The organism is Mesomycoplasma ovipneumoniae SC01 (assembly GCF_000218525.1).
Taxonomy (GTDB): domain Bacteria; phylum Bacillota_I; class Bacilli_A; order Mycoplasmatales; family Metamycoplasmataceae; genus Mesomycoplasma; species Mesomycoplasma ovipneumoniae_A.
Window position 1 is genome coordinate 1 of sequence record NZ_AFHO01000023.1, and the last position, 22,278, is coordinate 22,278.

The following is a 22,278-nucleotide window of genomic DNA, read 5'->3' on the forward strand; positions in this document are numbered from 1 at the left end:
CCAAATTGTTTCAGCAAAAAACCAACAAAATTTGCTTGTTATTAATGCAAATATTAAAAATGCCAAAACACATCTAAACAAAACAAGTACTAATTCAGTCTCTCCTAATCTAGATGATATCGAAATTCAAATTAATCAAGAAGGTGAGCTAATTTTAAATAGTGCTTCACTTGAATTGGTTGACAAAAAAGCTGAACTCTATTTTGAAGAAGGTGTACCAAAACTAAAATTAGAAGGTTATGTTTTTGACTTTAGAGAGCTTAAAAATCAAACTCGGGTTGAAAAAACATTCCTTCAATTCTTTTTGCCTTTTATTCCATTTATTGCAAAAGCTGCTGCAGCTGTCCTTGTCGCATTTGCAGTTTCTACACCTGCTGCGGTAACTATGGGAACTTTTCCAAATGTTGCTGGTGTAGGTACATGATATGGAGGCGGAACAAGTTACTATCCGTCAGTTGGTTATAGTCCTATTTATCCGTCAGCTGGTTATAGCCCTGTTTATCCATCAGTTGGTTATAGCCCTGTTCATGCGCCAGCTAATAATAACCCTGTTTCTGCGCCAGCTGATAATAATCCTATTACTGAAAGAACTGAAAGCTCAATTGTGGTTGACTTAGATAAATTACCAAAAGCAAAAGGTGAGCCTAGCATTAAATCAATAGCAAATACAAAGGCATTAGAACTTTCTATTATAAAAGCAAAAGATAAGGAAAAATTAAGACAATATACTGGAATCCATCCTGCCTGATTTTTTAATTTTCACAATGAAGACTTAGAACCTTATTTTGTTATTAGTAAACAAGCAATTCCAGAACCTGCAGCCTGACTTTTAGCGGTTGGAAGTTTGCTAGCCCAATCAGAATTAACCAAAATTATTATTAATAACTTGCTGCCTAGTTCAGTAAGAGATAAAATGGATAAAAAAGACCGTGAAAATATGGATAAGAAACTAAATTCACCTATTGATTTTTATTCATATAATCAATCAGTTATGAAAAATTTGGCTATAAAAACAAAATATACAGCAAATTCGCTAGTAGGAAACAGAGGACCAAGAAACCCAAATTATAATTTAAATAAAGATATTGGTTTTACTAATGATCGCTTTGTTGTTGGAAAAGGCCTAGCTAGTGATGCTATTGATTGAACTGACCCTAAAAATGAGTTTGATATTAAACTAGATGATAGTGATAATAAAAAACCATACATAAAAATACTTTTTCCCAGTTATCATGTAAGGAGGGTAAGAATGATAGGGAAAAAGCAAAAGGACATAAAGAAGGAATTTATACCAAGAGAAGAAATGTTAAATGTTGAAAAGGTGCATTTTTTATATGGAAAAGCAATTAGATTTAGTAACTAAGGCAAAAAAACTGTTAATTAAACTAAAATATATAGAACTTAATATTAAAAGTCGTTGTTCAATTGGCAATATGACTAGGGATGATGTTGATTCAAAGTCTGATTGTCATTACAAAGATTATCTATTTCCAGATTTTTTATACAATTACCTTTATAATGACTTCAATCCTAATCCAATTGAAAGAATTATTAGCTTAAATTATAAACAAGAAGATTATATTTATAATTTAAGACTAGAAGATATCCCAAAAAGTGTATTTTTTTCCAAAAAACTCAAATATTTCCATTTTTATAACGATATTAGGTGTTTAATTGGTGACTGTCACCACATTGAATATTGTGAAATAAACGAAGAAGAAAATGTTGTTTATAAATCTGATCTTTATTCTACATCTGCTATACGCGACGGTAAAGCTTTTAAAAAAGTTGTTGTTGTATTTGAAAACTTTGATGATATTGAAAAATGCGAATTTTCAATTTCTTATCCTACTTATTTTTGAAAAATATTTAAATCAAAAAGCAGATTGAGAGAAATTGAAGCTTTAATTATTAAGGAAATTCAGGAAAGTGTTCCTCATGCAAAACCAAAAAATTTAGCAAATTACTACGAAAAAATCTTTGATTTTTTATCAAATAGATATGAATATAATTCAGAGTTTGTAGATATAAATAAAGCATATTTAGGACAAAATGTAGAAAAAATCTATAATTTATTACTAAAAGAGAATTATAATTTTAGCGAAAAAACACAAATTCAACCAATTCAGAACGTATTTACTTTTGAAACTTATGAAAATTTGCTTAAAAAATTTGAAAAATACGGGATTAAAAAACTTAACTTAAATATTGAAAATCGTGATAAATTTATTCTTAGTTGATTTGATAAATTTGGTCCAGAATATCGAAAGTATTGTAGCGAACTTTTTGGTAAGGACGGCAAAAATTATTATGATAATGCGAATAATTGGACAAATAAAATCGAATTAATCTATTTGTTGCAAATTTTGTTTGGCCCTAAATATGAATTTGAAGATCTATATTTTTCCCTTAATGAACCTGATTATTTCATTCTGCCAAGTTGGGCAAAATTAAAACTTGAAAATTTCGAAATTTTTTACTTTGGCGGGCAAGAATATGGCCTTTTTGATGAAATAATTTCCCAATTTGACTCAAAAAAGCCAGTTTTTTGATTTCAACCATTTTACTACTCCGCCTATGGAGCGGGCGAATCACGAATTTTGCCAATCGCAATAAAAAATTTCATTTTATTGTATGTTGATGGTCAAAAAATTTATTACTGATTCGGACATTCAAATTTATATGATGATATTTATGGAGGTAAATACGAAATTTTAAAATATTATTTCAAACAAAAATTAGTCAAACTTGAACAAGATATTTTTTTGCGTGATGGCATGGATCCGGCCTTCTTTGTTTCTAGATCGCCAAGGCAAATCGATTTAGATAAAAATGTGATTGAGTCATCTATGGAAGAATTAATTTTATATCGGGATGCGTTGAATAAATATCTAAAAGAAATAGACCATGAATTTGGGTTTTTTGAACCCTTTCTAGAAAATACTAATTTATATACCCAACAAGAAAAAGAATTAATTTTACAAGTACACGGCCCTTTTACTTGAGATAATGATGATAGAACTGAATATTATGAAGAAATCGCAAGAGTAGATTTTCGCGGTGATAAAAGTAAAAAATTTCTTGAGATAGAAGGAGAATCGTAGATCTTTTTGTTAATTAATGAATTTAAAGACAAAAGATTTAAATTTATTTTTAAAATTCATAACTTGTTTTTCATTTTTATCTATTTAAAAATAGTAATTTTATCAGTTGAATTTATGTTTGGTTGCAAAAATGTTCCGAGTTTGATATTAAAGAAAATCTAACCGACAATTGCCAACCATAAGTAAAAATATATTTTCCCAGTTATCATGTAAGAGGATTAATAATGGTAGGTGAAAAGGAAGAAGGTATAAAGAAGGATTTTATACCAAGAGAAAAAATGTTAAATGTTGAAAAGGTGTGTTTTTTTATATGGAAACGCAATTAGATTTAGTAACCAAGGCAAAAAAACAGTTAATTAAACTAAAATATATAGAACTTAATATTAAAAGTCGTTGTTCAATTCGAAACATGATTGTGAATGATGTTAAATTATCGCTTGATTGTAAATATGATGATGATGATTTTGCATTTCCAATTTTTCTAGCCAATTACCTTCACTACGGCTTCAATCCTAATCATATTGAAAGAATTATTAGTTTAAATTATAAACAAGAAGATTATGTTTATAATTTAAAACTAGAAGATATCCCGAAAAGTGTGTTTTTTTCCAAAAAACTCAATAAATTTCATTTTTATAATGATATTAGGTGTTTAATTGGCGGTTGAGCAAACAATGAATATTGTGATAAAAATGGAAAAGAAAATCTTGATCTTATCTCTGAACTTTATTCTTCATATTATTTATACGATGGTAAAGGTTTTGAAGAGGTTGTTGTTGTCTTTGAAAACTTTGATAATATTGAAAAATGCGAATTTTCAATCTCTTATCCGGCTGTCTTTTCAATAATATTTAAATCAAAAACCGAATTAAGAGAAATTGAAGCTTTAATTATTAAGGAAATTCAGGAAAGTGTTCCTTATGCAAAACCAAAAAATTTAGCAAATTACCATGAAAAAATCTTTGATTTTTTATCAAATAAATATGAATATAGCGCAAAGTTTGTAGATATAAATAAAGCATATTTAGGACAAAATGTAGAAAATATCTACAATTTGTTATTAAAAGAGAATTATAATTTTGGCGAAAAAACCCAAATCGAATCAATTCAAAATGTATTTACTTTTGAAACTTATGAAAATTTGCTTAAAAAATTTGAAAAATACGGGATTAAAAGGCTTAATTTAAACATTGAAAATCGTGATAAATTTATTCTTAGTTGATTTGATAAATTTGGTCCAGAATATCGAAAGTATTGCATCGAACTTTTTGGTAAAGTCGGCCAAACTTATTATGATCATGCGAATAATTGGACAAATAAAATCGAATTAATCTATTTGTTGCAAATTTTATTTGGTCCTAAATATTGAGTTGAAGATTGAGATTTTTATTATCCTACTGAACCTGATTTTTTTATTCTACCAAGTTGAGCAAAATTAAAACTTGAAAATTTCGAAATTTTTTACCTTGGTGGACAAGAATATGGCCTTTTTGATGAAATAATTTCCCAATTTGACTCAAAAAAGCCAGTTTTTTGATTTCAACCATATTACTACTCCGCCTATGGGGGTGGCGATGCATGAATTTTGCCAATTGCATTGAAAAATTTTATTTTATTGTATGTTGATGGTGAAAAAATTTATTACTGATTTGGCCATTCAAATTTATATGATGATATTTATGGAGGTAAATACGAAATTTTAAAATATTATTTCAAACAAAAATTGGTCAAACTTGAACAAGATATTTTTCTTCGTGATGGCACGGATCCGGCCTTCTTTGTTTCTAGATCACCAAGGAAAATCGATTTAGATAAAAATGTGATGGAATCATCTATGGAAGAATTAATTTTATATCGGGATGCCTTGAATAAATTTCTAAAAGGAACAAACCATGAATTTGGGTATTTTACAGACTTTCTAGAAAATACTAATTTATATACCCAACAAGAAAAAGAATTAATTTTACAACAACACCTTATCTATTCTTTAGATAACGATGATAAAACTGAATATTATAATGAAATTGCAAGAGTAGATTTTCGCGGTTATAAAAGCAAAAAATTTATTGAGATAGAAGGGGAATCCTAGATCTTTTTGTTAATTAGTGAATTTAAAGACAAAAAATTTAAGTTTATTTTTAAAATTCTTAACTTGCATTTTTTTAAATTCTTATTTATTTGAAATGTATGTTCTTGAAATATATTTTTTTTACCAGACTAATAAAAAATTCAAATAACTAGTTATTTTCTAGTAATTTATTGATCTTTTTTTAGTAAAATAAAAAAAATTTTGTAAAATTAAATCTAGTTGATCAAAACTGACCTTTGAAAGGAAAAAATGACATACCAAAATTATCTTGAATTACGACTAAAACAACAAAATGAAACTAAAAGTCTACGTTCAGTTTTAATTATTGACGGACATGATGAACGGGCAATTCAAGCCGCTCAGCAATTAAAAGCTAAAAATTTAGTTAGACCAATTTTACTTGTTGACGAATTATATGAGAATCTTGAAATCGACCAATATTTAGTTGACGAAGAAGAAAAACAAACTTTTATACAACAATTTTTAAAAATCCGTAAAAACAAAGAAACATTAGAATCAGCTGTCGCCCAATTTGATTCTAATGCATTTTACGGGACAATGCTCCTTCGAAACAAAAAAGTTGACGCTGTAATAGGCGGGCTTAATTATCCAACCGCAGAAATTCTTCGAGCTGCATTCAAAATTATCGGACCAAAACCAGATATTAAAACAATTTCTTCGGTAATGATAATGCATCGAGGTGATGAAAAATACTTATTTAGTGATATTTCAGTAAATATTTTACCAAACGAAACTCAATTAGCTGATATTGCTAAAAACGCACTTGACTTTGCAATTCAACTTGGATTTGACCCTAAACCAGCTTTTTTATCATTTTCAACAAAAGGATCAGCCAAATCACCTCAATCTGATGCCGTATCTAGAGCTGTAAAAATGTTCAATGCAACCTCGCCAATTGAAGCTTATGGTGAAATTCAACTAGATGCAGCCCTTGACTATAAAGTACGTCGCCAAAAATATGGTGAAAATGTTGCTACAAATGCGAATGTTTTAATTTTTCCAAATCTTGATGCCGGAAATATTGGCTACAAAATTGCTCAAAGACTTGGTGGCTTTGGGGCAATAGGACCAATAATCACCGGAATTGCCGCTCCTATTAATGACTTATCACGTGGAGCAACGGTTGAAGATGTTTTTTACACTGCACTAATTAGCGCACTTCAAGTTGAAAAGGATAAATAATGAAGAGTAAAATTTTAGTTATAAACGCTGGTTCATCCTCAATTAAATGACAAATTTTTGAAAAAGATACATTAGATTTGCTCGGAGTTGGTCTAATCGAAAGAATTGGACTTCAAGAAGGCAAAATCAAAATGACATTTGACGAAAAAAGCTACAACTTGAGCAAAGATTTTCCAACTCATTCTGATGCCTTAGAAAGTCAAATTCAACTTTGAAAAGACAATAATTTAGTCCAAAACCTAGAAGAATTTGAGCTTGTCGGATTTCGAATTGTTCACGGGGGCGCAAGTTTTAATGCTCCAGCTCGCCTTGATGATTCAGCAATAGCAAAAATTGATGAAGCAGCAAAATTTGCACCTTTACACAATCCAGGAGCACTTGCAACTATTAGCGCTATTAAAAAATTACTTCCTTGAGCAAAATTATCAGCAAGTTTTGACACTGCCTTTCATGCAAGTATCCCTAAAGTTAATTACACATATCCAATTAATGCCCAAATAGCAAACAAATACGGAATAAGAAAATACGGATTTCACGGCATTTCTCACAAATATATAACAACACAAGTTGAAAAAATCTATAATTCTGATTCAGTTAATTTTGTAAACATGCACATTGGGAATGGGATTTCATTGTGCGCTGTTAAAGATTCGGCTTCAGTTGATACTTCAATGGGAATGACGCCACTTGCAGGTGTTGCCATGGGAACACGAAGCGGTGATGTTGACCCCTCAATTTTAACCTACCTAGGCACAACAGCTCATTTTTCCTTCACTGATTTAGACACACTTTTAAACAAACAATCAGGACTTTTAGGACTTTCAAACGTTTCTTCTGACCTTCGGGATGTGATTTCTGCCGCAAACAACGGTAATCAAGATGCAAGTTTTGCCCTTGAAGTTTATGTGCAAAAAATTGTCGACTATCTAATTAATTACATTAATAAGGTTGGTAAAAACATTAAAGCTTTAGTTTTTACCGGTGGAGTAGGCGAAAATTCAGCACTAATTCGCGCTTCGGTAATTGCAAAAATTCAATTACCGAAGTTGAATTTAGTTCTTGATCAAGAACTAAATTCAAGACCAATTCCAGAATTTGGCGCTATTGAAAAAATTTCAGCACCAGAATCAGATCTTGACATTTTCGTAATCAAAACAAACGAAGAACTGTTAATAGCAAAAAATGCGCTCAAAGTTTGAAACTAACCTTTATTAAGTTTTGAAAGAACCCATAATAAAACCAAAGTATTGACATTATACAATATTTTTATTTTGATCCAAGCATTTTTTTAAAAATTTTTTTGCGGATTAATTTTGGTTAGTTTCCCGGTTTGATAAATAATCTTAAAAAGTGTCCAGTTTTTGGGCACTTTTTAACTTTTTTGGCAAAAGTTAATTACCTTTTTTTACCGATTTATTAAGATAACTGCCAAACTCAGGAAAAATAACTATCAAGGCAAAAACACTAAATTTTAAATCTAACGCTCTGAGTGCAAAATCTACTTATTAATAAAATAAGCAAAACTAAAAAAAGCTAAAATTTTACCTTAAAAAGCAAAATTTGAAATTTTTAAACTGCTTTTTTAGTTTAAAACACTAAAACACTGCAAAAAATCAATTTATGGATACACTGACAAAAATCATAAAAAAAAAACAACTACTATTTAAACTCAATGTAAATAGAAAACTCGTTTTTACTTACATTGAGCCTAAAAAAATATGTGAAGTTTTGAAAGAGCCAAAAGAAAAAGCCATAAATTTGTAGATTTTTAAACGGTTAAATTTATGGCATACCATCATATTTAAAAATATAATGAAAAATCCCCAATATTAGAGCGCATTAGACAAAAAACATAACTGATTCCCCCTTAATTCAATACAAAATTTATTAATTATTCTTAGTGAGAGTGATTATAACATAATTTTTTCTTGAACCAAGCATTTTTTTAAAAATTTTTTTGCGGATTAATTTTGGCTAGTTTCCCGGTTTGATAAATAATCTTAAAAAGTGTCCGGTTTTTGGGCGCTTTTTAACTTTTTTGCCAAACTCAGGAAAAATAACTATCAAGGCAAAAACACTAAATTTTAAATCTAACGCTCTGAGTGCAAAATCTACTTATTAATAAAATAAGTAAAACTAAAAAAAGCTAAAATTTTACCTTAAAAAGCAAAATTTGAAATTTTTAAACTGCTTTTTTAGTTTAAAACACTAAAACACTGGCAAAAATCAATTTATGGACAAAATAACAAAAACCATAAAAAATACAACTACTATTTAAACTCAATGCAAATAGAAAACTCGTTTTTATTTGCATTGAGCCTAAAAAAATATATGAAGTTTTGAAAGAGCCATAATTAAAAGCCATAAATTTGTAGATTTCTAAACGGTTAAATTTAAGGCATTCCATCATATTTAAAAATATAATGAAAAATTCGCAATATCAGAACACATTAGACAAAAAACATAACTGATTCCCCCTTAATTCAATACAAAATTTATTAATTATTCTTAGTGAACTTTATTATAGCATAACTTTATTTTTGACCAAGCATTTTTTTAAAAATTTTTTTGCCTAGTAATTTTTGCCTAAAATCTTTGATTACAGAAAAAATTTTTTTATTTTCTTTTGATTTTAAAGTATTTTAGTATAATAAGGTCATACTTATCGAGATATTCTACTAAAATGGTTAATTACAAAAATATTTTTTTATTTACTTTTGATTTCAAAATATTTTAGTATAATTAAGACATACTATTGAAATATCTAGTAAAGTCTAAAATTTATTTTACCTATCTACTTTTATTTAAAGAAACAAAGTTGAAATAATTTCAAACTTTGTTTTTTGTTATTATTAAACAAAAAACTGGTAAAATTAGAACAAAATCTGTATTATATATAAAGAGGAGTAATTATGGCTGAAAATCTAACAAAAAAAGAGAAAAAATTAATGAAAGCAACCAAAAAACGTGCAATCATACTTTCATTACTTGCCTTTGGTGGACTTAGTATTGGTTCACTCAGTTTTCTTCCTTTCCTTTTAAAGTCTTGAAATACACTTCAATATAATATTGTTGATTTTAAACATATTAATCGTGATAATATTGGCTATGAACTTGAATTTGCCCTAAGCGATTTAGATTCATATAAACTAAATTATCAAGATTTAAACGTTGACTTTACAGCTGATGAGCAAGGCAATGATGTAATTGCTTCACACAAGGCCGTTTATGATGAATTTAGTCGAACTTGAAGGCTATCTTCAAATTATAACGGTCTTAGTTTTGGGAAAAGATACTATCTAAAAGTTTATCTTGATGATAAAAAGCAAAAAAGATTTTCAGCCAAAAAGGTAATTGCCTTTGGGCAAAATGTTAGCAATTTTGTTGATACTCCGCCTGCAGTTTCAACAATTAATTTTCAAACAAAAACTCCTTCTAGCGCCTCAGTTTCGCTAAAATTTGCTGATGAGGCTGCCAACCTTGAGGGCAAAAAAGTTGCCCTTGAGTATTATTTTATTCTAAAAAATCAATCAGGCAACACTGATCCACTTAGCAGTTCCCAAGAAATTCATACTTCTTATGTAGATTCAGCTACTGTTAAAAATGGAGTGGCTGAATTTAGCCTTGAAAATCTCCATCCGGGAATGGATTATAAAATTAGTGCAATTCGTTATGTTGACAGTTCTGATTTAAACAGCGAAATTCCGCTTGTGCCAATGCAAAAAATTGCCCTAGCTCCACAAATTAACTACGAACAAGATGCCCAAAAAGAAAAACTTTTTGAGGCAACAACTGACAAATATAATTATCGTGCTGATTCATTAATTGACCAAAATTTAACTTTTGACTCAAAAAGACTTACTGTTAATTTTTCAACTCTAGATACTAGTCCTAATTTGGAAAACAAACCAATAAAACTAAACTATACAAATATTCAAACAGGTCAAAAATTTAGTGTCAGTTCAATTTTTGCTGCTAATTTGGCGAGCTTTGATCTTAACAATTTAGCCCCAGGTTCTTCTTATCAAATCGAAAGTTTTGAACTTGAGTCATCAAAAGTTGAATTTGGCAAAACTTTTATTAAAAACTTTTATACACCAAGCGCAATTGTTGACTCCAAAATTGCAACAGGAGCAACTTTTGCCAAAATTGACTTATCTGTTTTCTCAGTTGATAATTTAGAAGGAACCCGAGCGCATTTATATTTAGATGATAATTCAATTCTTCCAGTTAGTGGTGTTTTTAAAAAAACTGACAGAGTAAATTCTTACCAAATTAGTTTTGAGCCAAAAGGACTAACAAATAAAACAAAGTACAGCCTTGATAGAGTTGTTTTTGGTGGGCTAAATCCAAATTCAGTTTTTGCTAAAAACAAAGATGCCTATGATTATTTAAGTTTAGCTTGAGACAGCAGTCTTGAGTCTGGCTCAGCAAGTCGTAATTTTATTACTTCAATTTCTGATCTAAGAACTTTTATTAAATTAGAGCCAAAAATTCTTGCCTCAAAAGTTGAATACACTTTTGGTTTTGGTCTGGATTCATCCTTTTTAAATGACAAAGAGCTTTATTTATACTATCACAAAAAAGATGAGCCCCAAAAACTTTATAAATCAAAAGCAAGTTTCCCTCAGAGTTCAGAAATTAAATTTGAACTTGAAAACTTTGAAAGCTCAACAACATACAAACTTGACAAAATTGTCATTTCTGACTATCCAGAAGTTGCAGTGGCAATCAATTTTGATCAAAACAAAAACACCCAGCAAAATTTACCTCTGGATGAATTTTTTGTCAAATATTATGTCTCAGATATTAGCTTTGAAAACATTAACCAAACAAGTGCGCGTGCAAATGTAACAATTCTTGGTGATTTTAAAAATATTTCAAAGACAAATTTAGACTTAAATGCAAAAATAACATTTGGTCAACCCGGTTTTGCTAATTTAACAAAAACTCTTAACTTAAATTTATCAAATTTATCAACTCTTAGTGTTTCTGCCCAAAATCCAGCCCAAAATACACACTACACATTAGCTGATGATAAACTTATTGTCCATTTTGATCTTGAAAATTTAGATCCTAAAACTGAATATCAAGTTGCTGATGTTGAAATACTCGGAAAAACTGATTTTTTTAGTTCCGAAGGTGTTCTTGATTTAAATGCAAGATTTACAACCAGTTTCCAAAAAGTTAAAATAATTGGTGCAAACTTTGAATCAATAAGTCTAACAAGTGCTAAGGCCTTAATTTATTTTGACCCAAATTTCAATCGTTATTTAAATGGCAAAAAATTTAATGCAATTTTTAAATCCGAAGACAACCAAGAAGTTAAATCTTTACCTTTAGATTTAAGTGCAAATACTGATTCATATTCAGTTCTTGCAAATAATTTACTTTCAGTTAAATTAGATAAACTAAGTCCCGGGAAAAAATATACTTTTTTCAAATTAGAACCAGCGCCAAACCAAGATGAAGTTTTTGATAATTTAGAGTATAAATTTATTGACTTGAACCAACAAGAAACTGATAATTTACCTTATTTTTATACTCTTAGTGATATTGCTTCAATTTCAGCTCAGCCTACTCAAGACAGTGCAAAATTGGTTGTTAATTTTACCACAAAAGATCCAGAATATAAAAAAAGAGCAAATTCTTCACTTAAAAAGGCAGTTATTTTCTTAAAAAATAACGCAACCGGAACAATGGCCTCAGCCCAAGCGAGCGAGATAAAATTTGAAGACGGAATTAACAAAGTTGAATTTGATGTTCAAAATCTTGATAAATTAAGTCACTACACAGTTAGTGAAATTTTAGTTGATGCCCAAAAAATCGAATTTTCTGATGCACTAAAAGAAGAATCAGCAAAGCAGCGTAATTTTGCTACGGTCGCAACTACTGCAAAAGTTATAAAAGTAGTCCAAACTCAGCAGACTCACAACAAAATCGCAATTGAATTATCTTTTGACCCAGTTAGTGATACTTTTTTAAGTGGCGATACAATTAAAGTTGTTCTTCAAAACTCAAGAGATCAAAAAACTGTTGAAGCAAGTGCGACTGTAGATCCAAATTTAGTATTAAAACTAAATTTTGACTCAGTTGAAGCTGGTTCAGAATATTCTATTTTAAGTATTACTAACGAGACAAAAAATAAAGATATTCAAACTTCTGTTGGCTTTTTATTTGAAAAAACAGTTAATAATTACAGCCCAGATCTTAAAAAAGCAAGTATTGCGTCCGAAAAATTTTACTCATCTCCTGAGCTAAAATCTTTTAGCGTTGTTTCAAACCAAGACGAAACTGTTAAAGTAAAGTTAGCTTTTGCTGATGCCCAAAAATTACTTTTACAACAAGTCGCTGACCAACAAAAACAATTAACCCTTTTATTAAAAAACACCCAAACTGGTGCAATTGTAGCTTCAAGTGCTAATGCAGCAGAAAACAATAGTCAAGTTGAAGCTGAATTTACTTTTTCAAATCTTGATCGAGCAGCAAAGTATGAATTAGTTTCAGTAAATGACTATTCTCGTCCTGATCATTTAATTTTTAAAGATGAGAAAAATTTTACTGAAGATAATTCTAAGTCTTTTGTTGTAAATGTTGATAGTATTGAGATTAGAAATCTTGTTTATTCAGATATAAAACAAAACTCAGTTAAAGCCGAAATTTATTTTGACCCAATTAGAGATGCTTATTTAGCAGACAAACAAATTGAAGTTGAAATTAAGCAAGATAGTAATCCAGTTGCTACATTTGTTAGTGTTGATGCTACTGCCGGAGTTCAAACAACCAACACTAAAAAAATAGTTCAAATTACAAGATTAGCTGATGGCCGTCTACGAGCTGAAGTTATTTTTGATAGTCTTCAAGAAGGAACTGACTTTAAAATTGCCACTTTAAGTTTGGCAAACAAATCTGATGTAAAAACAAATGATCAATATAACGCAACCGGTCCTAAATTCAAAATAGTTAATGACTTTCTAGCCCAAACTGATGCTAATACTTCAAGAGCTGCCGAAATTACTGCTAATTCAAACCAAAAAACTCTTAAATTTGCAACAGATGTTGTTGCTTCAAAAATTGAATTTAACCCAACAGATTCAACACAAACAATTGACAAACAACAATCAGCAAAAATTAAAGTTGAGTTTTCTAATTCAAATAATGAAATACTAAAACTAAAAAAAGACCAAGTTGCTACATTAACACTAATTAATAAACAAACTGGAAAATTAGTATTAGCTTCAGCGAAAATTAAAGCCGAAAATTCAATTGCCGGCCAAAAAGCCGAAACTTCAGCCTCAGTTGAATTTGAATTTAATAACAATTTAGAAAAACTAACAAAATACGAAGTTAGTTCAATTCAAGTTGTTCGGTCAAATGGTATTTATTCAATTCCTTTTTCAACAAATCTAGACAATGAACCTAAAACATTTGTAACCCAATTAACCACTGTTAGTGTTAAAAATATTTCTTATGTTGATGTTTCAAAAACTAGTGTTGAACTTACAGTCTTTTTTGACTCAGTTAATGATGATATTTTAAATGATCAATTTGATGCAGAACTTGAATATGTTCTCAAAACTAAAGAAAATGAAATTAAAAAATCATCAAAAGTAACAATTTCAAATAATCAAGCTGTATTTTTAATCGAAGATCTTAACGAAGCAAGTACTTATGAAGTCAAAGATTTAAAATTATCAAAAAAAACAGTAACTCGCAATACTCGTTCACTCGGCCGTCGTGTTCGGCGTCAAGCCCCAGCTGTTAGTTCAGTTTCAGATAATATTAATGTAGTATTTGATCCAGCCGAAGTTGAAACAAAACAAAAAAAATTCTTTTCAACAAAGTCTTTAATTTCTGAAATTAAAATTGACAAAACTTTACTTGAACAAAAACTAACAGCGACAATGCCTCAATTAACTCTTGAGCAGACTAATTTAACCGATACTCAAGCTGGTATTGAGCTTAAAATTAAAGATCCAAAACAATTTTTCAAAGATTATGTTGACGGAACCAAAGCTGCTAATGCATTTCAAGATATAAAATTAGTTGTAAAGTCAAATCGCACTGGCGCAATTGCCCAGGCAGGTGCCCAGATTACTTTTGATGATGTAGCAAACGAAGCTACTGTTAAATTTTTATTAGAAGATTTGGAAAAATATACAGTTTATTCAATTGTTGATATTTTTGTCAGTGGCGTTCGCCTTGGGTTTTTAAATAGTCTAACTGAAAATCAAAAAGAATTTGCAACAACTGCACGGGATGTTACTCCTAATTATATTGCCCAAACCGAATTCAAACGTCATGGTGCGGTTCTAAGAATGCTTTTTGATATTAACAAAAACTGATTTTTAGTTAACAATAAAGTTAGGCTAACATTTAAAAAATTCCAAGCTGCAGATGCTGATGATCCTGATCTTAGTGTTGAGACAACTGTTGACAAAGATGGTCTTGCTATTTTTAGCATTAAAAAAGATGACCTTGCAGATAAAGTTCCAGTTGGAAGTCGTTTTGAAATTTCCAAATTGGAATTTGTTCCAGATGCAGACCAAAACCAAAAAGTAGTTCAATATTTCCCGCTAAAAACAGTAACTTCAACAGATACAACTAAAACACACTCAGCAATTCAAGGTTCAAGTCTTGTTCCTTTGGCTCGTTCTCGTCGCAGTGTTAGCGTTTTTGATGATTCTTCTTCTGGGGTTAGTTCATTTCAAGATAATTCTCAAGCTTCAGGTTCTGTAGCTTCTCCAACCCCTGCTGCTTCTCCGGATGCTCCAGCTCCAGCTGATTCTCCTGCAACAACTTTAGCTAATACTAACTTTTTGGGCGTAAATATCTCAACAACTCCGCTTCAAGATCCAACAACACCTTCTTTGCCTAATTCAGGTCAAGGACTTAAGTCTACTTTTGATACAGCTTCATTTATTAGTGCAGTTGAAAAAGTTAATCTTTCAGGAACTAATGCCGAACTAAAAATTACATTAAATTCAACTTTATTATTAGATGTTCAATCACCAACAATTAAATTAAAATATATTGACATTACTGATGGTCTTGAATATGAGGCTGATTTAGTTGGAAATCCAGTTCAAGGTTCAAGTAGTTCTGAATATACTTTTAGTGCAAATAATTTAAAAACACTAAATTATTACCAAATTGTTTCAGTTATTTACCAAGATAACCAAGGAGTCCAACAAAGTCTTGCTTTTGACGATCAATTAGTCAAATACGAAGACAAACTATTTCGAACAACACCAACAAGTTTTAGTGTTAAAAAAATTGAATCAAATTATAATTCTACTAACAAAACAGCTAATGTTAAAATTACACTTGACGAACAAGTTGCCCAATATTTAGAAAATTACACCGTTAAAGTTTCTTATCAACGGATTGACAAAACAAATGCAAATACAACAGTCTCAAGTGTTAATGGAATAATTAATTCTGACTCAACTGTTAGTGTTGTTTTTGAGGATAACTATACTGACTCAAGTCAAAAAAGTCTTATTTTACCTGAGGCTGCAACAAGCTTAAATGTCGATCCTGAAACAAATACACTTTCAAGTCAACTACAAAATGTTGAACAAAAGGTTTCTACTCAAAACAAGGCAATTGATCAAAACAAATTATTTGAAACTTATAATTATAAAATCACAAAAGTTGAACTAGTTCAAAAACCAAATTCAACTTCTGGTCGGGCAAGACGAAGTGTGGCAAGTCCAAATCTTGTTGATTTTAACTCAAGCTACAATTCTTCAGCGACTTTTGATACAGATACTTCAAAAAACCAAGCAATTAACGAAACATCAATTATTCAAACTATCCCAATTAGTTTGTATGATCAATTAATTTATACTGAAGAACAAGATAAAACTTCAGGAATTACAACAAAAATTTATGCTTATTTTATTTCTTCAGAAGATTTATCTGATCAAGATAGTGATAAAAATAATTTTCGAGTACAACTATACAATGAATCTCTTAAAAAATATGAACAAATAAGAAGAGCTAGTTCAATTAAAAAATTATCAGCTTCAGGAACAGCTCAGTCTTCACATTTTTATGTTGCTACTTTTGAGTCTAATTTAAATAAAGCTTCACTTTATAATATCGAATTTTTTGCTTATAAAGATCAAAGAATTGAACTTTCTGAGTATAAAACCCAAAGAGTTGACAAAAGCCAATTTACAACTCCAGGAAAAAAAGCTTGACTTACTAATTTTTCCCAAGTTGGTGCATATCAAGATCAGGCAGCAAATGTTATTTTCCAATTTGACGAAAAAGACGAGTATCTCTGAAGAAACAAACACAAAATTGAGCTTGAAATTACCGAGAAACTGGATCAACCTGCAACTAACCCTCCAGCTGGAAATGCTGTTCCTTCAACAACTAAATTTAGTTTTATTCCTGACGGCCCAATTTCACGAGTAACAATTGATAATACTAGTTCAAAAGATACTACAACCACAACTAGTTTAGCCCCAAATAAAACTTATGAAATTACTAAATTTACAATTAAAGAAGCTACTAGCTCTCCAGCTTCTTCAGGGGCGGGTACGCTATCAACTTCAAATCCTAGTTTAAAAATTAAAACTGTTGACGGCCAAAGCCCAGCTAGTCCAACAGAATTAGGGCAAAGTAAAATGGAAGTAGCCAAATTCGACTCAGCTGAGGTCGAAAACTCTCAACCTGATCAAAAAATTCCATTTTTTGAAACAAAAGCTCAATTTACATATGAAGAAGCAACTAATTTTCAGCAAGATGATGATAAAGATTCTGATGGAAGGTCAGCGACATTAGAATTTAATTTTAACAAAAACTTTTTACAAATTCCAAAAAGTTTTGCAACAATTACTATTGCTCGTTCAGATTCTGCTTCAGGTGCAGCAGGTGCAACTTCAGCAGGTTCTGCTCCAGCTTCAACCCCTGGAACTCCAGCAGATAAAAAAGAAATTAGTTTTATATCTCAATTTCAATATGACCCAGCAACCGGAAGGGTTACTTTTAAATTAAATAATCTTGATAGATTCCATACTTATGATATTAAGAATTTTGAAATTGGTGGAGTTAAAATTGATAATTTAGCTAGTTCAACAAAATTAACATTTACCCCAACAGTTCAAAAAATTTTCCTTGCTGACTTAGAAGTTACAGACTTAAGAACTGGGACTAATGGAAGTACTGTAAATACATCTTCAGGTTCTACCCAGCCTTCAGGTTCTGCTCAGACTTCAAGAGGGCTTGAGCCTACAAAAGAAGATGGGTCAAAAGTTTTTGGAAATGTAAGTCTTTATTTTGATAGTGACAATTCATTTTTAAAAGATGCAACATTCCAAGTTAAAATTAAAAATAAAAATGATAATACTGATATAGCTACAATTGATAATTTACAAGTAACTGAAGATCCAACTAAAAAAACAACACCTTATAAAGTTGACATTGATTTAGCTGCTAAAGCCCCAAATCAAATCCAACCAGGAACCAAAATTGGCTTTGAATTTACACTCAAAGGAGTCTCAGCAACCACTGATCTTAAAGGTGCAAATCCTGAAGATATTGTAATTGCCGTTCCTGAAAGACAATATAATTTAGAGTATGCTCCTAAATTGGAATCAGAAGTTATTATTCCGCCTGTTATTGAGTCTTTTGTTGTCTCAGATCTTACAGATACTTCTGCTCGACTAAAAATTAAACTCAAAGGTGATCCAAGAAACTTTGATCGGGTTGTTGACAATCCAATTGTTTTATCTATTCAGCCTGATCCAAACAATGAAACTGCAAATAAAATTCCAATTACTTTAATTACCCAATCACAAGTTACAACTTTTACAGATAAAACTAAATTTGAAATTGAATATGAGCTTGATAATTTAATTCCGAATGTTGAATATAAAATTCTTAAACTTCAAGGTCAAGATCTTGAAATCCCTTTTGGTGAAAAAGACTATAAACTTAAATTAGAACAAAACTCTGGCAGTGGAGGAACAACTCAACAAGACGCTTATATAAAACCAAGAAAATTCAAAACTCCTTTCACTGAACTTTCGCCTGAACGAATTATTTTAACCCAAGCAACTAGAATTGCTCCTACTCGCGGAAAAGAATATAGTCCTGAAAATTTAACTCTAAATTTAGACCCAGTTTCAATGTGATCACTAAATAATAAAAAAATTAATGTCAAATTTAAACCTCTCGGTCCTAATGGTGAAGAATTAACAACTGGAGACAACAGACAAGAAAGAGAATATAAATTTAGTGTCAGTTTTGACAGAACTAAAAAAGCACTCGTTGCAAGTCTAAACAACAAAGATGTCACCGATGCTCAAGATGGTAATTTCTATCCTTCAACAACTTATAGAATTAGTCAAATTCAGACAGTTGAAACTCATGGCACAACCCCACTTACTTTAAATCTTGACGAAACTCAAAACACCACTAACACTAACAACCTTAAGTTTACAACCCAACTTGCTCAACCACCTTTAGTTAAAGCTGGTATAACTAATTTTTATAATCATTCAGGAAAAGAAAATACTTTTGAACAAACTATTTACTTTGCCTTTGATGATCCTTACTTTGCAATTGATGAATCTTCAATGAAAGATTGAAAATTAATTCTTGAGGGAGTTGAAGATAAAAATAAAGCAAATAATAATAGTGATGCTTCAAGTTGAACACAAGTGGCAAGATATGAGCCAAATAATACAGGTTCCTCAATTGAATTATATAATCCGCGTGAGCTAGTTGGTCCACCAACTGAATATAGCGAAAATCCCGAATTACAAAGACTTTTAATTCAAAAAGATATTCTCGAACAAAAAATTAAAATAATTGAGAACGATATCCAAAACTTTGAAACTCAGGATAATAAGCGTATTGAATTACTTAAAAAACTAGCAACTACTAGTTTCCAAGCAGAATATAAACAGCAATTGATCGGTGAAGGTATTAAAATTAAGAATGAAATTACCAAACAAAAGGATGAATTAAAAAGACAAAAAAATTCACTTGATAACATTAAGTCTTTAGTAGAATATCACAGAGAGTTAGAACAATTAAATAACAAAACCACCACCGATAACCCTTATCGACGTTATTTTGCTTTTAGTCTTAAAGGCGATGCGTCTTGACTATCATATTACAAAATGCGTGTTGCTATTCAGTATAAATATTTTAAAGACGATAAAAATCGAAAAACATCAGAATTTTCTAAAATTATAAGTAATATTAATACTAATCAGACAAACAATAGAAACAAAAATACAGAAGCCTATTCTTCTTCTTCTTCTGGTCGCCAAAATACTAATGTGTCAAGAATTCAAACAATAGAACTTGAAGATTTTGCCAAATATACAAATAGAATATTACTTAAAAAATCTAAAATTACACCCCTAAATCAAATTGGGGCCTATATTGAAATGGAATTTGATGATCCAAAAGGATTATTGACCCCTTTAAAAGATAAATTTGCGAATGCAAATTTTACATCTGATAGTGATATTAATAAATGAGTTGAATTATCTTCTAACGTCCGTTTTGATATTCAAAATGCAATAATAAAAAACCCTGGTTCGACAAATCTACATTCAACATATAAAGTTGATGCTACAAACGATGATGGATCAAGTAATTGAAATGTCCCAACAAACAAGTGAAGATCTAATGATTCAAATGATTATAATTTAGATTTTGATGTAAAAGTTTATGATTATAATCTTAATAATCCTTTTTCATCACTTTTAACTTCTCCTACTAAAGAATATATTGATTTAGTTAGAGAAATCCCTAAAGTTGTATATCCACAAACTCAATTAAGAGAAAATGAAGCTCGTAATAAGTTTTATACACTTAGACTTGCAAAGTTTGAGGTTGATGATCAGCAACCAAATAAAACTGTAAAAATTGGATTAATAATTACATATCATTGAACTTCTCCAGAATCATTCGCTAAGAAAATTATTTCAATTTATCCAAAATTTTTGAGTAGTTTAGCAAGCCATAATGGTATCGATATTAAAGACTACAAACCATTAGTCCCTACGTTGTCAGAAAACATAAATTTAACTTTTATGACTTCACCAATAATTCAAAAGGAAGATCCATATTGAGGTAACTTTTGAGCAAATCCATCCGGAAATGTTTGGTATAGCTCTGAAATTCGTCAATACGATATAAGTACACAGCAAACTCAAATTATTAATGCTTTTGAAAACTCTCTTTCTCAAAAAATTCGAAATAATTTTAGAAATGATAGAGACTTCAAAGAAGAAGAAACCTTATTCATTGGCCCAACAGGTCCGATTAAAACACTAGGTGATAATCCAACAAAGGCCGACAATAACGATCCGATACAACAAAATGTTAGAAACACAAGGCAAAATAATCAATTAATCAAGCAAATTGTTGAAGGACCTTTCTTTAACTCCAAAAAACAGAGAAGTCCTTTTGGGATCAAATCAACACAATATAATAAATCTAATAAAATTTTTACAATAGAATTCCAAAATCCTTACAGATCAATTAAAAGAATTCAAGAAATTATGCCAACGGTTTCATATGCGGCCTTTATTGATCAAATGGGAAAAATTTACTTATTTGGGAACAAAAACGGTAATCCGATTAGACTCCAAGATGATATATCTACTAAAAATTTAACCTTAGAAGTAAATCTTGCGCCAGCAACTTGATCTGAACAAGATCTTCCTTCTGAAAATACAAATTTAAACTTTATGGGATTGCTTGTTTTTCCATATTTACCAACAAATTTTCTTCAAAATAAATTTTTAAAGAATTATGTTGGTCAAGATACATATGTTAAAGAACAACAGTACCATGAATTTGTGCAAAATGGTAAAACTCATCAATACCTTTTGCCAGTAAAAGGATATCAAGGACTTCGTGTAAATGCTCAAAATCCTTATTTTATCCCATGAACCAAACATGATGATGCATGAGGTAGAATTATCTATTAATAAATTCAACCAAATTAGAACAACGAATTTTATTTAATTAACAAGGAGATAATTATGAAAAAAGCAAATCTAGAAAACCAAAACAATAAAACAATTAATAGTCATCTTACTAAAAAATTACTCGCCAGCAGCGGTTTTTTAACTGGTGCTATTGTTTCGCTCTCACCTTATCTTGCCAAAGTAATTACTCCAAAAACAATATATGTCCAAAATTTTGTTGCTGACAATGTAAGTCCTAATTCAGGTGATTTTAGTTTTAAACTCCAAGGAAAAACAAAACAAGATACAGACTGGGCTAAAAAAGCTGATCTCGAACTTGTTTATATTAGTCAAAAATCACGTTATAGTGTTAAAACTAAAGTCGAATATGATCCAAAAACTGACACTTTTCATACTTATGCCGATAATTTACTTGGTGGTTCAATTTATGAATTACAACTTGTAGCCCCAAACAATCCGCGTTATTATTTTAGTTTTTCGAAAACTTCGCAGTTTTTTTCAACTAAAAACCAAGTTGAAAAATTTAGTCATTATGATATTGAAAATGATACAATTTTGGATCTTGGTTTATTTGATTCACAAAACCTACTTGATTCAGCTAATTTAATTTTGTACTATAAAGAAATTGGTTCAAATAAAATTCTTGAAGCAAAAGGTCAACTTGTTGCCAAAAATGACCAAAAACAAGCTAGTTTTGTGCTAAGAAATTTAGATCGCAACCAAAAATACGAAATTGTTGCCACTAAATATTATTTTGATGATCCAGATCAACTTTTTGATTTGGCAATTTCGCCACTGGCTAATCGTTATTTTGCCCCAAGTCCAATTGCCGGTAAAATTTTAAATCTTAACCAAAAGCATTATGGTCTAAATTCGGCTTTGCTTGAGATTTCCCTAGCTTTTGAAAACAAAA

7 protein-coding genes are annotated in these 22,278 nt (G+C 30.1%); all 7 read left to right on the top strand.

The genetic code is table 4. The features are described from left to right. The coding region (locus MOSC01_RS04930) for a hypothetical protein (protein ID WP_010321438.1) at positions 1-1,363 on the top strand (1,363 nt) is incomplete at its 5' end. Next, entirely contained in the window at positions 1,335-3,104 is a 1,770-nt protein-coding gene (locus MOSC01_RS0103660; protein WP_010321439.1) for a hypothetical protein, read from the top strand. The genes MOSC01_RS04930 and MOSC01_RS0103660, both read left to right, overlap by 29 nt. Before the next feature lie 310 nt (positions 3,105-3,414). After that, entirely contained in the window at positions 3,415-5,193 is a 1,779-nt protein-coding gene (locus MOSC01_RS0103670) for a hypothetical protein (RefSeq protein ID WP_010321440.1), read from the top strand. 249 nt (positions 5,194-5,442) lie between these two features. Further along, positions 5,443-6,396, top strand: coding sequence for a phosphate acetyltransferase (locus MOSC01_RS0103675; RefSeq protein ID WP_010321441.1), 954 nt, complete (start codon positions 5,443-5,445; stop codon positions 6,394-6,396). Beyond that, a complete protein-coding gene (locus MOSC01_RS0103680) occupies positions 6,396-7,601 on the top strand; it encodes an acetate/propionate family kinase (RefSeq protein WP_010321442.1) in 1,206 nt (401 codons plus the stop codon). Before MOSC01_RS0103675 ends, MOSC01_RS0103680 begins: the two co-directional genes overlap by 1 nt. Before the next feature lie 1,707 nt (positions 7,602-9,308). Beyond that, positions 9,309-21,365, top strand: coding sequence for a DUF1410 domain-containing protein (locus tag MOSC01_RS0103685; protein WP_010321443.1), 12,057 nt, complete (start codon positions 9,309-9,311; stop codon positions 21,363-21,365). Positions 21,366-21,419: 54 nt separating this feature from the next. Further along, on the top strand, positions 21,420-22,278 hold an 859-nt coding region (locus MOSC01_RS04330; protein WP_010321444.1), incomplete at its 3' end, for a hypothetical protein.